The following is a 14,975-nucleotide window of genomic DNA, read 5'->3' on the forward strand; positions in this document are numbered from 1 at the left end:
AAGGATATCGTTATTTTTGATGAGTCATATCTATATATGCTTATAACTAAATGTATATCCGATTAGTATTTATATATTAATAAAATTGAAAGCTGAAGGTTCACATCCGTCGAAGCTGGTAGGAGGCAATACATGAAAAAAATCAAATCCGTTTTGGTTGCCAACCGTGGTGAAATTGCAATTCGCGTATTTCGCGCATGTAACGAAATGGGTATTAAAACAGTAGCCATTTACTCTAAAGAGGATACCTTGTCCTTGCATCGTAATCAAGCTGATGAAGCCTACCTCGTAGGGGAAGGTAAGAAACCTGTTGATGCATATCTTGATATTGAAGATATCATCCGTATTGCAAAAGAACATGACATCGACGCCATTCATCCGGGCTATGGATTCTTATCCGAAAATGAAGGTTTCGCCCGTCGATGCGAAGAAGAAGGGATTATCTTTATCGGACCTAAAATTGAACATCTTCATATGTTCGGTGATAAGGTTAATGCTCGTGAACAGGCGAAATTGGCTGAAATCCCTATGATTCCGGGGTCTGATGGAGCGCTTAAAGATTTTGCTCAATTGGAAGAATTTGCCGATACTCATGGCTTCCCGTTGATGATTAAAGCCGTCAACGGCGGCGGCGGCCGCGGTATGCGTGAAGTTCATCGTAAGGAAGATCTTCTCGATGCGTATGATCGCGCTAAGTCTGAAGCGAAAGCCGCTTTCGGTGATGACGATGTATATGTGGAAAAACTCATCGTAGAACCTAAACACATTGAAGTACAAATTCTGGGTGATGAACACGGTAATGTGGTTCATCTCCATGAACGTGACTGCTCCGTGCAACGCCGTCATCAAAAGGTCGTTGAAATGGCGCCTGCCTTTGCGTTACCGTTGGAAACGCGCAAAGCTGTATGTGATGCAGCCGTTAAGATCATGAAGAATGTTCACTACGTCAATGCTGGTACAGTTGAGTTTTTGGTAACAGCGGACGGCAGTTTCTACTTCATCGAAGTTAACCCTCGTATTCAGGTGGAACATACTGTAACGGAAATGGTTACGGATATTGATATTGTACATTCTCAGATCCGCATTGCTGAAGGCTACAGCTTACATAGTCCTGAGGTGGGAATCCCTGAACAGGATAAAATTCCTTGTAAAGGAACGGCTATTCAATGTCGTATTACCACTGAAAATCCGAAAAATAACTTCATGCCCGATACGGGTAAAATCCTTGCATACCGTAGTTCCGGCGGTTTCGGTATCCGCCTTGACTCGGGAAATGCTTTCACGGGTGCTGTCGTAACACCGTATTATGATTCCTTGCTTGTGAAAGCGACCGCATTCGGTCCTAATAATGACGAAACAATTCGCAAAATGTTGCGCTGTTTAAAGGAATTCCGTATTCGGGGCGTAAAAACTAATATTCATTTCTTGATCAATGTATTGGAAAATCCCGAATTCCAAAGTGGGCAATACAATGTAAACTTCATTGAAGAACATCCTGAATTGTTTGAATTGAAACCGGATCGTGACCGCGGTACAAAATTATTGCGTTACATTGCGGATGTGACGATTAACGGCTATTCCGGTGCCGGTCATCAGGAAGTTCCTGACTTTGATCCGATTCAGATGCCATCTGCGTTGGATATAAGCCCTGCGGCTGGAACAAAACAGACTTTCGATAAATTAGGTCCGGATAAATTCTCCAAATGGTTGAGCGAACAAAAACAAGTATTCTTTACGGATACTACATGGCGTGATGCCCATCAATCCTTATTTGCGACTCGCCTACGCACCATCGATATGGCACGTGTAGCCGGCCATGCTGCAAAAGGTGTTCCTAACTTATTTTCTCTTGAATGTTGGGGCGGTGCTACCTTTGATGTATCCTATCGTTTCTTGCATGAAGATCCATGGGAACGGTTGCGTATGTTCCGTCGCGAAGTACCGAATACATTGTTGCAAATGTTGCTTCGCGGTGCTAATGCGGTAGGTTATACTTCATATCCGGATAATGTGGTACGTCAGTTTATTCAACGTGCCGCTGTAAACGGTATCGATGTATTCCGCGTATTTGACAGCTTGAACAGCTTGGATAATATGCATGTAGCTATCGATGAAGTTCGTGCTCAGAATAAAATAGCCGAAGTGGCTCTATGCTATACGGGCGATATTTTGGACGGAAAACGTACAAAATACAATTTGGACTATTATGTGAACATGGCGAAAGAACTTGAAAAAGCAGGGGCGAATATTATCGCCATCAAAGATATGGCGGGGCTCTTGAAACCGCAGGCGTCTTATAATTTGGTATCCGCCTTAAAAGATGCGGTATCTGTTCCTATTCATTTGCATACACATGAAGGCTCCGGCAACTCCATTTATACATATGGCCGAGCAGTAGATGCCGGTGTGGACGTTATCGATTTGGCGTACTCCGCGTTTGCTAACGGTACAAGTCAGCCGAGCATGAATTCCATGTACTATGCGTTGGCAGGTCATGAACGTCAGCCTGAAATGAATATCGATTACATGGAGGAAATGTCCCATTACTTCGGCAGTATTCGACCTTACTATAGAGGTGTCGATAAAGCCGAAGCATATCCTAATACAGAGGTATATCAACATGAAATGCCGGGCGGACAATACTCCAACTTGCAGCAACAGGCAAAGATGGTAGGTCTTGGCGACCGTTGGACGGATATCAAGAAAATGTACCATCAGGTCAATATGATGTTCGGAGATATCATTAAAGTAACGCCGTCTTCCAAGGTTGTAGGGGATATGACATTGTATATGGTACAAAACAACTTGACGGAAAAGGATATCTTCGAAAAAGGAGAGCTTCTTGATTTCCCTCAATCCGTAGTGGAATTCTTTGAAGGTCGCCTCGGCACACCGTACCAGGGATTCCCTGAAAAGTTACAGAAGATCATCTTGAAAGGAGCACGCCCTATAACCGTTCGCCCGGGTGCCGTATTGCCTCCGACCGATTTTGAACATGTACGCAATGAATTGAGCGATATGGGTGCGCAAACCACTGATGAAGATGTAAGTGCATATTGCCTATATCCTAAGGTTTATCAGGATTACAATAAATTTGTAAGTGATTTCGGCGATGTGTCCGTACTTGATACGCCGACATTCTTCTTCGGTATGAAGCGCGGCGAAGAAATTCAGGTAACCATTGAAAAGGGTAAGACCCTTATTATCAGAATGAACGGTTATTCCGAACCTGATGAGGATGGCAATCGCATTGTACTGTTTGAGTTTAACGGTCAATCGCGTAGCATTAAGGTGCATGATAAACATGCAAAAACCACCGGTGTTGTTCGTCGTAAAGCGGATGAATCGAACCCTGGTGAAATCGGAGCCACATTATCCGGATCTGTTGTCAAGATTCTCGTTAAGAATGGTCAGTCCGTAACGAAGGGTGAACCGTTAATCGTAACGGAAGCTATGAAGATGGAAACGACGATTACGGCTCCAATCGACGGTATTGTCGAAGAGGTTCTCGTTCGAGAAGGCAGCCGTATTGAATCCGGTGACTGCTTGCTCCGTATCGAGGATGCTTTAAAACGATAAGGTCTATAACTTAATGAAAGTTCATTCCCTGTTTGGATAATTTGAAAATCGTGGGAATAATGAAGAAATCCCTAGGAAATCCTAGGGATTCTTTGTATTTTAGCGGTTTTCATGGTACTATATATAGTGTAGAAAATGGGCTTATTATGCCTGTTTCACTTAATATTTAGTAGAAAAGGAGTAGTAACAGATGAGATGTCCTTATTGCCAACACACAGACACGAAGGTGACAGATTCGAGAACGACTGATGAAGGTAATAGTATTCGCCGTCGCCGCGAATGTATCAATTGTGGCCGTCGCTTTACTACATATGAAATTATAGAAGAAGTGCCGCTTATGGTATTAAAGAAAAACGGACGCCGCGAACTCTTTGATCGCGGTAAATTATTAAACGGCTTATTGCGCTCCTGTGATAAACGAACTGTGCCGATGTCCGTGATGGAACAGGTTGTTAACGATGTGGAACGCGATATCCGCAACGAAATCAATCAAGAGGTAACTACGGATCGCATCGGTGAACTGGTATTGCAACAATTGAAGGATATCGACCAAGTTGCCTATGTTCGCTTTGCCAGTGTATATCGTAAATTTGATAATATTGACAGTTTTATGGAAGAGTTAAAGGCCCTTAAAAAGCTAGACGCCAAAAAGCCGAAACGTAAACCTGTCGTTGAAGAATAATTATTTTCGTAGTACTGATCATATATGATTTTTGAGATTATGATGTATACGATGTGTGAGGCCCCATGATAGATTTACATTGTGATACGATGATGCAGCTGCTGGATCATCCTGACAGCGGTGATTTATATCGAAACCGTTGGAAAATAGATATAGAAAAATTACAGAAGGCCCACAGCAAGGTGCAAGATTTTGCATTTTATATCGATTTACATGAAACAAATGATCCTTATGGTCGCTATGAGGATATGCGTGATTTATGTATATCGCAAATTGAGCGTTATGGAGAGCACATAGAGCATGTGCTCTCTTATCAGGATATACAGGGTGTATATGAATCCGGTAAAATCGGGGCTCTTCTTTCCATTGAGGAAGGCGGTGTTCTCGGTGGTGATTTACAGAAACTTTCACAAGCCTATAAGGACGGCATACGTCTTATCACATTGACCTGGAATTATCCGAACGGATTGGGCGAACCTCATTGTGGGGATCAATCCAAAAAATTGACACCTAAGGGTGTTGAATTTGTTGAAGCCATGCAGGATATGGGGATTATTGTTGATTGTTCACATCTCAATGATGCTGGAACGGAGCAGTTAGGTGATATTCTTGATGTACCCTTCGTCGCATCTCATTCAAATGCGCGGGAAGTGAGAAACCATACGCGTAATCTGCCTGATACCCTCATTAAGCTTATCGCTAATAAGGGAGGGGTTATAGGGCTAAATTTTGCGCAGAATTTCCTGGGCACGTCCCCAGTCAGTCGTATCGAGGATATTGTTAAACATGGACTATACCTTATCGATAAGGGCGGTGAAGATGTGCTGGCGTTGGGCACTGACTTTGACGGTATTCCGCCGGAAACGGAAATTGCGGATACGTCTCAGATGAGCCGTCTCTATGACGCGTTTGGAATGGCCGGTTTGACCGTGGAGCAACGGGATAAGATATTTTGGAAAAATGCGGACAGACTGTTAAAGGAGCTTTTATGATGAATGATTTAAATCCTATGATTGCAGAGCGATTTTCTGAGCATTTAGATGTTTTTGGGAAGACCATGGAACAGATGGAGATTATCCAGGACATAGGAACTCGCTGTAAGACAGCTCTTGAAAATGGAAATAAAATATTGTTTTGCGGCAATGGCGGATCTGCAGCCGATTCTCAGCATCTGGCGGCTGAATTGATCGGCCGGTTTAAAAAGGAACGCCGTTCCTTGGCGGCTGTTGCACTTACGACGGATACGTCTATTTTGACATCCATTGCCAATGACTATGATTACGATGTTGTCTTTGCTCGTCAGGTGGAGGGACTTGGCCGTTCCGGAGATGTTCTCATCGGGATTTCTACGTCGGGAAACTCCAAAAATGTTCTGAAAGCTGTTGAAATGGCACGCTCCATCGGTATGCATACAATCGGATTTACCGGCGAAGGCGGCGGCAAGATGGCGGAGCTTTGTGATATTACATTGGCCGTTCCGAGCAAGGTGACGGCCCGCATTCAAGAAATGCATATTTTAGCAGGTCATATCGTCTGTGAATTAATCGAAGAAGACTATTGATGAGTAGATAGGAATTTAAGCTATGATCAATACCACAATTAATCAATTTTTAATGAATACATTGCCAAATCTTAACATTGCCGTCATCGGTGATGTGATGGTGGACCGATATGTATTCGGCGATGTGAGTCGTATTTCACCGGAAGCTCCTGTTCCGGTAAATCGCGTTTCTCAAATAAAAGAGGTCCTCGGTGGCGCCGGTAATGTGGCGTCCAATTTGGCAAACTTGGACTGTCATGTATACTTAGGGGCTTTATCGGGCAATGATGATCATGGCCGCCTATTGAAATCCCTCTTGGAGGCGGATCATATTGATACTTCAGGACTCATCATCGATGATAATCGCTCCACTATTACAAAGATGCGTATTTTAGGTGATCGTCAACAGATGATGCGCCTTGATTTTGAAACAATTATCGATTTAACCTCCGATGAGGAAATGCGACTTGTAATATGGTTGGAAAACCTTTGCAAATCGGGTATCGACGGTATTGTCATTTCCGACTATGGTAAGGGCGTATGTACACCGAGCTTGTTAAAAAAGGTCTTTGCGTTGGCAAAACAATACAATGTACAGACTATCGTGGATCCTAAGGGGGCTGATTGGTCTAAATATAACGGGGCTACGTGCATTACACCGAATGTGAAAGAACTCGGTGAATGCGTGGGTCGTACGTTGGTGAATGATGATGAATCTATCTCTAATGCGGCGAAGGAGATTCTGCAATCTGTTGATTTAGATTATATTGTAGCCACTCGCTCCGCAAAAGGGATTACCGTTATCGCGAAGGATGGCCGTACATGGCATAATCCTGCGACACAGCAGGAAGTATTTGACGTAAGTGGTGCCGGAGATACGGTGGTGTCGATGATTATCACCTGTCTTGCGGGTAAATTATCGATGCGATTAGCGCTTCATATTGCGAACGGTGCGGCAGGTATCGTCGTAGCGAAGGTGGGAACTTATCCGATCCACCGCTCCGAGTTGATAGAGCTGTGGCATTCTTTGCAACGGGGTTCACAGGATAAGCCTCTATACACGAAAGAGGAGATGTTAAATCTCGTGAAACGGTGGCAGCAAAAAGGGGACACCGTGGTATTTACAAACGGATGTTTCGACATTCTGCATCGCGGACATATTACGTATTTGCAAGAGGCGGCTCAACTCGGCGACCATCTGATCATAGGTCTTAATTCAGACGGTTCCGTCCGTCGTTTGAAGGGCGAAACACGTCCCATCGTAAGTGAGGATGATCGTGCTGCACTGCTCAGCGCTTTGGGCTGTGTGGACGGCGTTGTACTGTTTGAAGAGGATACGCCTGCTGAACTATTGGCTTATTTGCGACCTAATATACTCGTTAAGGGCGGAGACTATAAAAAAGAAGATATCGTAGGGCGCGAGTCCGTTGATGATGTAGAGGTGCTTTCATTCAAAGAAGGCTATTCCACATCGGATATAGTAGGAAAAATAGCCGAGATGGCTAAGGAGGGTAAATTATGATTATCGTAACCGGTGGTGCCGGTTTTATCGGCAGTAATATTGTGAAAGCCTTGAATGAGCGTGGTCGTACGGATATTATTATCGTTGATGACCTTACAGATGGGCGTAAAATTCGAAATATTCAAAACTTGGAATTTTTAGATTACATCGATTGTGATGATTTTGATTATGCTATTGCTGACGGATCTTTTGATGTAGGGCCTATTGACGTCGTATTCCACGAAGGCGCTTGTGCAGATACGATGGAATATAACGGCAAATATATGATGAAAAACAATTATGAAGGCTCTAAAAACCTTTTTCATTATTGTCAGGATCGTCGCATTCCATTTATTTATGCATCATCCGCGTCTACTTACGGTAATGGTACCAACGGTTTCGTAGAGAAACCCGAAGCGGAAGAAGCACTTAATCCATATGCGTATTCCAAGCTCTTGTTTGACCGTTATGTGCGTAAATTTGAAGGTGAATACACCACACAGGTGGTAGGACTTCGCTACTTTAATGTATACGGTCCTAATGAAGCGCATAAAGATAAGATGGCATCGCTGGTTCGTCAAATGTTCTATAAAAATCAGGAGACCGGTGTAATCAATTTGTTTGAAGGCACGGACGGTTATGAAGATGGCGGTCAGACACGAGATTTTATCTACGTAAAAGACGTAGTCAATGTAAATTTTTATTTCTGGGAACATCCTGAAATCTCCGGTATATTTAACTGCGGCACGGGTAATGCACATAGCTTTAATCAATTTATGCAGGCTGTTATCGATTACAATGGCAAGGGTAAAATTGAATACATTCCGTTCCCTGAGGTATTAAAGGGCAAATATCAAAGCTTTACCGAAGCGGATACGACTAAATTGATGACTGCCGGTTATGATAAAGGCTTTACAAAGATGGAAGATGCCGTTAAAGAATATTGTGAATTGTTGGAACATAATGAAGGATATTTACGCTGATGCGAAAAGTACTATTTCTCGATCGGGACGGGGTCATCAATAAGGATGTGAACTATCTTTACAAGATTGACGATTTGCAATGGGTCGATGGTGCTAAAGAGGCGCTTGCGTATGCCTACAGTAAAGGGTATGACCTCATTGTGGTGACAAATCAGAGCGGCGTGGCCCGGGGGTATTATAAGGAACATGACGTGCAGATTCTGCATGATTACATGGGGCGTGAACTGGATGCCTGCGGGGCTCCGATTCTACGTTTCTATTATTGTCCTCATCATGTAGAGGGCACGGTGTCTCGCTATGCTATTGATTGTGAATGTCGCAAACCGAAACCCGGTATGATATATCAGGCCATTAAGGATTATGATGTGAATGTTGGTGAAAGCTTTCTCATAGGAGATAGTCAGCGTGATATTGAGGCCGCCGAGGCGGCCGGTATAAAAGGGTACTTATTTACGGGTACCACCAACTTGTTGAATTTTATAAAAACGATTATTTAGCATGTATATTTTATATTTTGATATAGATATGACGGAGGTGATGGTATGAAAGAATACAAGAATATACTCATTATTAAGATGAGTTCCTTAGGTGATGTTATACATGCGTTGCCTACCTTGTATGCAATTCGTAAGAACTGGCCCGATGCGCGTATCACCTGGGCTATTCATGAACAGTTCGCCAGCCTCCTGCCCGGTACACCTTGGATCGATGACGTCATCATTATCGACAAGAAGAAGTTGAAACAACCGGCATATCTTTGGGAGCTTAGAAAAGAGCTACATAGTCGTCATTTTGATATGACCTTAGATTTACAATGTATTGCAAAAAGTGCTATAGTGTCTCTACTATCAGGCGCACCTGAAAAATACGGTTACTGGGAACTGCGCGAAGGCAGTAATCTTGTGAATAAAGCCCTTGTAGGAGAGCACAAGTACGATCATGTTATCGAGAGATATTTAGATACCGTTCGCGCCTTGGGTGGCGAAGTGGAAGGTGTTGAATTTCCTATGCCCGTCTACGGGAATGCGGAAAAATCGATTAAATATCGGCTTCAATGCTTTGGGATTTCCGATGATGAATATGTCGTAGTAGTACCCGGCGCACGATGGATAGTAAAGGAATGGCCTCTTCTCAATTTTGGCGAACTCTGCATTCGTCTTTGTGAATCAGGTAAGAAGGTCGTCATCGCCGGTGCACCGGAGGATATTGAGAAGGGTGCTTTCATAGAAAATTATGTAAAAAATGATAATCTCGTAAATCTCGTTGGGGCTACATCGATGGAGGAACTGATAGAACTGATTCGTCGATGTGAAGTATTTATCAGCGCCGATACGGGACCGCTACATATTGCGAATGCCTTGAAGCGGCCTCTCATTGCCTTATTCGGCACGACATCACCCAAGCGGACAGGTCCTTATGGCGGCAGTCACGTACATCTCATCATTTCTCCTACCTCAAAGGCGACACCGGAGGCACCGTTGGTTGATGATCCGGACTGCATGGCTCAGATTCCGGTGGATGCGGTGTGGTCCGTATATGAGCAAGTGCTTGGAAAGGAACTGTAATGGAACTTGATAATAAGCGAATTGTTGTGACCTTTCTCATGCATCTGGGGGATGTTATCCTGACGACGCCGTTTTTAGAGGTATTGCGAAAGGCGGCACCTCATAGTCATATTACATATGTAATAGATGAGAAATTACAGCAGGTTATGCAGTATAATCCCAATATTGATGAACTTGTCGTTGTGGATAAAAAAGGGCGTCATAACAGTATTTCAGGCCTCAATGCTGTCGCGCGTGAGATCAATGCGAAGGGTAAGCCGGATATCGTGATTAATCTGCATCCCAATGAACGTACATCTTATTTAGCGTGGAAGATTCATGCACCTGTTACAACGGGGATGAGTCATTTTTTATTCAGACCCTTTATGACGAAGTATACACGTCTCGACCGCAAGACGCGTCATGCTGCGGATATGTATATCAATGTTTTGGAGCAGTTAGGGGTCACGGATTTATCAAATTCCGGTTTACACATAGAAATCTGTGAAGCTTGGCGTCGTAAGGCACATGATTTTTATACTGATCATGGCGTAAAGGATGAAGATAAGCTTATCGGATTCAATATCGGTAGTGCCGTCCCTGAAAAACGGTGGCCCGCCGAACGTTTTGCCCATGTGGCGGATTATTTCGGGCGGCAAGGGTATAAGACGATCTTCTTTGGAGGCCCTATGGATATCGATATGGTAGAACCGGTTGTAAAGATGATGGAAACAAAGCCGATTGTCGCGACCGGTGCATTTCAGTTAGGGCCTTTGGCTGCGGCTATGGGGTGGTGTTCTCTGCTCATCACTAATGATTCGGGACCGATGCACGTCGCTGTGAGTCAACATGTGCCCGTGGTGGCACTATACGGACCATCAAATCCATTTTTTTATGGACCGTATCAAGCTGAATCTATTGTTCTTGAATCGATGGATACATATGAAATCGGTAAAAGTATGAAACAGATCATCAAGGAAGGTCATTACGCGGGAATTTCCGTAATATCCGAAGATGAAGTGATTAAAGCGGCGGAAACGTTGCTTTCAGAAACAAAATAAAGGCCAGTTATGAATTATATTGTATTTGATTTGGAATGGAATCAACCGTACAGTAACGATATCAGTTTTATGAAACGCACAAAGATGCCGTTGACGGGGGAGATTATTCAAATCGGAGCAGTAAAATTGAATGAACGGATGGATATCGTGGATCATTTTACGATGTTCATCAAACCTCGATATTTAACACGCATGCATAAACACGTGCGTGAATTGACGGGGATTACATCGTTGGATTTGAATCATGGCGTGCCGTTTAAGATGGCCATGCATCGTTTTCAATCCTGGTGCGGCGATGAATATATGCTTTTATCGTGGGGCTCTGATGATATTCTCATTTTACGGGAAAATCTCATGCTGCACAGTATGAAAGTGCTATCCTATGATCAGTGGGTGGATGCGCAGATGATTTATGCCTATCAACGGTATGGAACGAATCAACAGTATTCCGTATCCCATGCCATGGAGGATTTAGGAATTTCCTCAGAGCATTTGTCGGCACACAATGCGTTGCATGACGCGGTTTTTACGGCACATATTTGTCAGAAACTGGATATTTATGAAGGGATTCGGCAGTATGACGAGATCCGTAAGACCGGTTCAAATCCATTGTTATATCCGCCGATTCTGACGTTTTTTATGTATGAGAACTTTTCCGAAAAGAAGCGTATTGTCCATGATAAACGGGTTAGACTGTCGTTTTGTCCGTACTGCCAGAATAGATTGGATATGACGCAGCCGGAACGGCTACAGGGGGATAAATATCTTGCACTCGGTATTTGTCCGAAACATGGTGATTTTGCAGTGCAGTTAAAGGTTGGAAAATATACGATCAGATCGGGAATTACAAAGTTTTACGTAACGAAAGTACTGACATATTGTACCGATGAGATTCGTTTATTATATAAAAACAAATCCGAGGTTAATCGGGAGAAAGAAAGATTATATCATGAACATCGCAGAGCGGAGCTGGAAAAGCAGCATGCAATCGAATGATATGATTTTAATGTTAATCGAATAAGATTTCTATGAATCTGTATTGAAGCTGTATTCTGTAGATTTAGAGGCTTATTTTATACAGGGTATTGAGGCATAGAATATGTTAGAAAGGATAATTGTATGGAACGTAAATATGCATGGCACAATTATGATGATGCGACCATGTCCAAAGTATATGAGTTAAGTGATGGATATCGTCAATTTCTAGATGATGGAAAAACTGAACGGGAATGTGTGATTCAGGCTGTACAGATGGCAAAAGCGAAAGGCTATGTTGACTTACAGGATTTGATTGCATCGAATGTATCAATTAAGGCGGGGGATAAGGTGTATTATACCCACATGGATAAATCCATCGCTCTCTTTAATATAGGTACGGATGATATCGAATTGGGGATGAATCTGTTAGGAGCTCATATCGATTCTCCGCGTATCGACGTTAAACAAAATCCTCAATATGAGGACAGCAATCTGTTATTTTGGGATACTCATTATTACGGAGGAATCAAAAAATATCATTGGGTTGCGATGCCTTTGGCTATTCACGGTGTAGTTGTGAAGACCGACGGTACCCGTATCGATATCAATATCGGCGATAAGGACACGGATCCTGTTTTCTGTATTACCGATTTATTGCCACATTTGGGTCAGGAACAGATGCAGAAAAATGCGGCGAAGGTTATCGAAGGGGAGGCGTTAGATCTGCTCATCGGCAGCCGTCCCGTGAAAGATGAAGAGAAGGACGGGGTTGCTAAATTTATTAGCGCCCTTCTTGAAAAGGAATATGGTTTTGAGGAACGGGATTTATTATCCGCAGAACTTGAAATCGTTCCTGCCGGTAAAGCACGCGATATGGGTTTTGATCGGTCCATGGTTATGGCTTATGGTCAAGATGACCGTGTATGTGCCTACACTTCATTGGTAGCGATGCTCGAAGTGAATCAGGTAAAACGAACTACATGCTGCCTGCTTGTGGATAAAGAGGAAATCGGTTCGGTTGGCGCTACGGGTATGCAATCTCGATTCTTTGAAAATGCGGTTGCTGAAATTTTAACACTTATGGGGAAACCGAATTCTGTCAGCGTTCGCCGTACATTGGAAAAATCCCGTATGCTGTCTTCCGATGTAAGCGCCGGATATGATCCTCTTTACGGCTCCGCTTTTGAAAAGAAAAATGCCTCTTACTTGGGCATGGGCGTTGTGTTCAATAAATTTACAGGGGCTCGCGGTAAATCAGGCTCTAATGATGCCAATGCGGAGTATATGGGCTTTATTCGTCGCATTATGGAATCCAATAATGTCACATATCAAACAGCTGAGCTCGGTAAAGTCGACCTCGGTGGTGGCGGAACCATTGCATATATCATGGCTTTGTACGGTATGAATGTCATCGATTGCGGTGTGGCTGTACTCAGCATGCATGCTCCTTGGGAAGTTACCTCCAAGGCGGATATTTACGAAGCTAAACAATGTTATGTCGCGTTCCTTAATGCGGCAGATGAAACAATCTAATGATAGAGGGCTTTCACCGGTGGTGAAAGTCCAATTCATGTATGAGGTGGATTATGAGTCAAACGGAATTGGGCGCCGCTATTGCAGCCGCTAAAGACAATGCATCAGAGGTAAAGACCGTAAAAGTCGATATCTTTGATATTCCTGAATTGAAGGCGGATGAATACATTGCAAATCGGGAGGAAGTGGCAAAGGCTGCCGCAGAGGTTATGAAACCATACTGCGTAGCGGTAAAACGTGAAACACTTGAGATGGATGAAGGTGAAGCCGTTGTCGGTTACTATGTGACAGGTGAGATTTTGATGTGTGTTATTCTGGACCCCTTTGAAGTTCCTGTTATGAAGATGGCCCTCGATAAGGGAATGCTTAAGGAGTATATTCTTGCCGCAAATGAATTGACGGAAGAAATGTTGGCGTCTTTAAATCGATAACCTTATCTCATAAAAACATCATTTTCTGTATATTCAATATGAACAAATGTAAAATACTTTAGCCTGCTACATTGATGTAGTGGATAAAGTCGTTTATAATTAATATATTATTAGTTATGACGAAGAGGAAGGGAATCCCTATGAACTGGAAAAAAGGAATCGCCTTGGTACTGACTGCGGCAGCTTTTATGTCCGTTACCGGGTGTGGTACAAATGGAACAAGTGATGGAGGTAATTACAAGGTAGGTGTGGTTCAACTTGTCGAACATCCTGCTTTGGATGCAGCAAATAAAGGTTTTGTTGATGCATTAAAGGAAAAAGGCTTAGATAGCAAGATTACCTTTGATCAACAAAATGCTCAAGCTGACCAATCAAATTTGAATACGATTGCTCAACGTTTTGTATCGGATCGTAAAAATCTGATTTTAGCGATTGCTACACCTGCGGCACAGACGATGGCTAATGCGACTCATGATATTCCGATTTTGGGGACGGCCATTACCGACTATGAAGCGGCAAAGCTCGTTAAATCAAATGAACATCCGGGCGGCAATATATCCGGTACGAGTGATATGAATCCGGTAGAACAACAAGTCGATCTGATATTACAAGTTATGCCGAATGCGAAGACAATCGGTACTATTTACAGTTCCAGTGAAGTGAACTCTCAGATTCAAGTAGAGAAAATGAAGGCTTATGCCGCTACAAAAGGGATTAAGGTAGAAGAGGTTACGGTATCCACCGTAAACGATATTCAACAAGCAGCTCAAAACCTCGTATCTCAACATGTAGATGCGGTATATGTACCGACAGATAATGTGGTAGCATCTGCGATGAGCAATCTTGTCGCTATTACAGATCCTGCAAAAATCCCGGTTTTCGGTGGTGAAGATAATCATGTTAAAGGCGGAGCGCTCATGTCCTTATCCGTAGATTATTATAAGTTGGGATATCAAACGGGCTTGATGGCTGCAAAAATCTTAACCGGTGAAGCTAAAGTTGAAGATATGCCTATCGAAACGCAAAAAGAATTTAAATTAGTTGTGAATAAAGACAAGTTGGAAAAATTGGGCATCACCTTGCCAGAGGAATTGATGAACAAAGCATCTATGATTTAATACGCAACTGGTAAGGAGTAATGTT

General features: G+C 43.1%; 13 protein-coding genes. All 13 read left to right on the plus strand.

Going from position 1 to position 14,975, the window contains the following annotated elements:
- The first annotated feature begins 132 nt into the window (after positions 1-132).
- Positions 133-3,579: a pyruvate carboxylase gene (locus CKV62_RS03770; RefSeq protein WP_095065756.1), complete on the plus strand. Its 3,447-nt coding sequence runs from the start codon at positions 133-135 to the stop codon at positions 3,577-3,579.
- A 190-nt stretch (positions 3,580-3,769) separates the two neighbouring features.
- Positions 3,770-4,261, plus strand: a complete 492-nt coding sequence (gene nrdR / locus CKV62_RS03775) for a transcriptional regulator NrdR (protein WP_004692976.1) — start codon at positions 3,770-3,772, stop codon at positions 4,259-4,261.
- Positions 4,262-4,326: 65 nt separating this feature from the next.
- Entirely contained in the window at positions 4,327-5,253 is a 927-nt protein-coding gene (locus CKV62_RS03780) for a dipeptidase (protein WP_095065757.1), read from the plus strand.
- Positions 5,253-5,822 (plus strand): D-sedoheptulose 7-phosphate isomerase, encoded by a 570-nt coding sequence (gene gmhA / locus CKV62_RS03785; RefSeq protein WP_095065758.1) that lies wholly within the window; start codon positions 5,253-5,255, stop codon positions 5,820-5,822. The genes CKV62_RS03780 and gmhA overlap by 1 nt, the downstream gene beginning before the upstream one ends.
- 22 nt (positions 5,823-5,844) lie before the next feature.
- Positions 5,845-7,323, plus strand: coding sequence for a D-glycero-beta-D-manno-heptose-7-phosphate kinase (gene rfaE1, locus CKV62_RS03790; RefSeq protein WP_095065759.1), 1,479 nt, complete (start codon positions 5,845-5,847; stop codon positions 7,321-7,323).
- Positions 7,320-8,285, plus strand: coding sequence for an ADP-glyceromanno-heptose 6-epimerase (gene rfaD, locus CKV62_RS03795; protein WP_095065760.1), 966 nt, complete (start codon positions 7,320-7,322; stop codon positions 8,283-8,285). Before rfaE1 ends, rfaD begins: the two co-directional genes overlap by 4 nt.
- Positions 8,285-8,782, plus strand: coding sequence for a D-glycero-alpha-D-manno-heptose-1,7-bisphosphate 7-phosphatase (locus CKV62_RS03800; RefSeq protein ID WP_095065761.1), 498 nt, complete (start codon positions 8,285-8,287; stop codon positions 8,780-8,782). Before rfaD ends, CKV62_RS03800 begins: the two co-directional genes overlap by 1 nt.
- 45 nt (positions 8,783-8,827) lie before the next feature.
- Positions 8,828-9,850 (plus strand): glycosyltransferase family 9 protein, encoded by a 1,023-nt coding sequence (locus tag CKV62_RS03805; protein WP_095065762.1) that lies wholly within the window; start codon positions 8,828-8,830, stop codon positions 9,848-9,850.
- Positions 9,850-10,890, plus strand: a complete 1,041-nt coding sequence (locus CKV62_RS03810; RefSeq protein ID WP_095065763.1) for a glycosyltransferase family 9 protein — start codon at positions 9,850-9,852, stop codon at positions 10,888-10,890. Before CKV62_RS03805 ends, CKV62_RS03810 begins: the two co-directional genes overlap by 1 nt.
- A 9-nt stretch (positions 10,891-10,899) precedes the next feature.
- The gene (locus tag CKV62_RS03815; protein ID WP_095065764.1) at positions 10,900-11,886 is read left to right on the plus strand and encodes a 3'-5' exonuclease; all 987 of its coding nucleotides are present in this window, start codon (positions 10,900-10,902) and stop codon (positions 11,884-11,886) included.
- Positions 11,887-12,009: 123 nt separating this feature from the next.
- Positions 12,010-13,401, plus strand: a complete 1,392-nt coding sequence (locus tag CKV62_RS03820) for an aminopeptidase (RefSeq protein ID WP_095065765.1) — start codon at positions 12,010-12,012, stop codon at positions 13,399-13,401.
- A 53-nt stretch (positions 13,402-13,454) separates the two neighbouring features.
- On the plus strand, positions 13,455-13,832 hold the full coding sequence (locus CKV62_RS03825) for a hypothetical protein (protein ID WP_095065766.1): 378 nt from the start codon (positions 13,455-13,457) through the stop codon (positions 13,830-13,832).
- Between the two features lie 140 nt (positions 13,833-13,972).
- Positions 13,973-14,950 (plus strand): ABC transporter substrate-binding protein, encoded by a 978-nt coding sequence (locus tag CKV62_RS03830; RefSeq protein WP_095065767.1) that lies wholly within the window; start codon positions 13,973-13,975, stop codon positions 14,948-14,950.
- Positions 14,951-14,975 lie beyond the last annotated feature (25 nt).

The sequence above is a fragment of the Veillonella rodentium genome, assembly GCF_900187285.1.
Taxonomy (GTDB): domain Bacteria; phylum Bacillota; class Negativicutes; order Veillonellales; family Veillonellaceae; genus Veillonella; species Veillonella rodentium.

Bases quoted from the DNA above. Each gene is read 5' to 3' on its own strand.
- CKV62_RS03805 (WP_095065762.1), top strand. From the start codon at position 8,828: ATGAAAGAATACAAGAATATACTCATTATTAAGATGAGTTCCTTAGGT.
- CKV62_RS03830 (WP_095065767.1), top strand. From the start codon at position 13,973: ATGAACTGGAAAAAAGGAATCGCCTTGGTACTGACTGCGGCAGCTTTT.
- CKV62_RS03770 (WP_095065756.1), top strand. From the start codon at position 133: ATGAAAAAAATCAAATCCGTTTTGGTTGCCAACCGTGGTGAAATTGCA.
- CKV62_RS03815 (WP_095065764.1), top strand. From the start codon at position 10,900: ATGAATTATATTGTATTTGATTTGGAATGGAATCAACCGTACAGTAAC.
- rfaE1 (WP_095065759.1), top strand. From the start codon at position 5,845: ATGATCAATACCACAATTAATCAATTTTTAATGAATACATTGCCAAAT.
- nrdR (WP_004692976.1), top strand. From the start codon at position 3,770: ATGAGATGTCCTTATTGCCAACACACAGACACGAAGGTGACAGATTCG.
- rfaD (WP_095065760.1), top strand. From the start codon at position 7,320: ATGATTATCGTAACCGGTGGTGCCGGTTTTATCGGCAGTAATATTGTG.
- gmhA (WP_095065758.1), top strand. From the start codon at position 5,253: ATGAATGATTTAAATCCTATGATTGCAGAGCGATTTTCTGAGCATTTA.
- CKV62_RS03780 (WP_095065757.1), top strand. From the start codon at position 4,327: ATGATAGATTTACATTGTGATACGATGATGCAGCTGCTGGATCATCCT.
- CKV62_RS03825 (WP_095065766.1), top strand. From the start codon at position 13,455: ATGAGTCAAACGGAATTGGGCGCCGCTATTGCAGCCGCTAAAGACAAT.
- CKV62_RS03810 (WP_095065763.1), top strand. From the start codon at position 9,850: ATGGAACTTGATAATAAGCGAATTGTTGTGACCTTTCTCATGCATCTG.
- CKV62_RS03800 (WP_095065761.1), top strand. From the start codon at position 8,285: ATGCGAAAAGTACTATTTCTCGATCGGGACGGGGTCATCAATAAGGAT.
- CKV62_RS03820 (WP_095065765.1), top strand. From the start codon at position 12,010: ATGGAACGTAAATATGCATGGCACAATTATGATGATGCGACCATGTCC.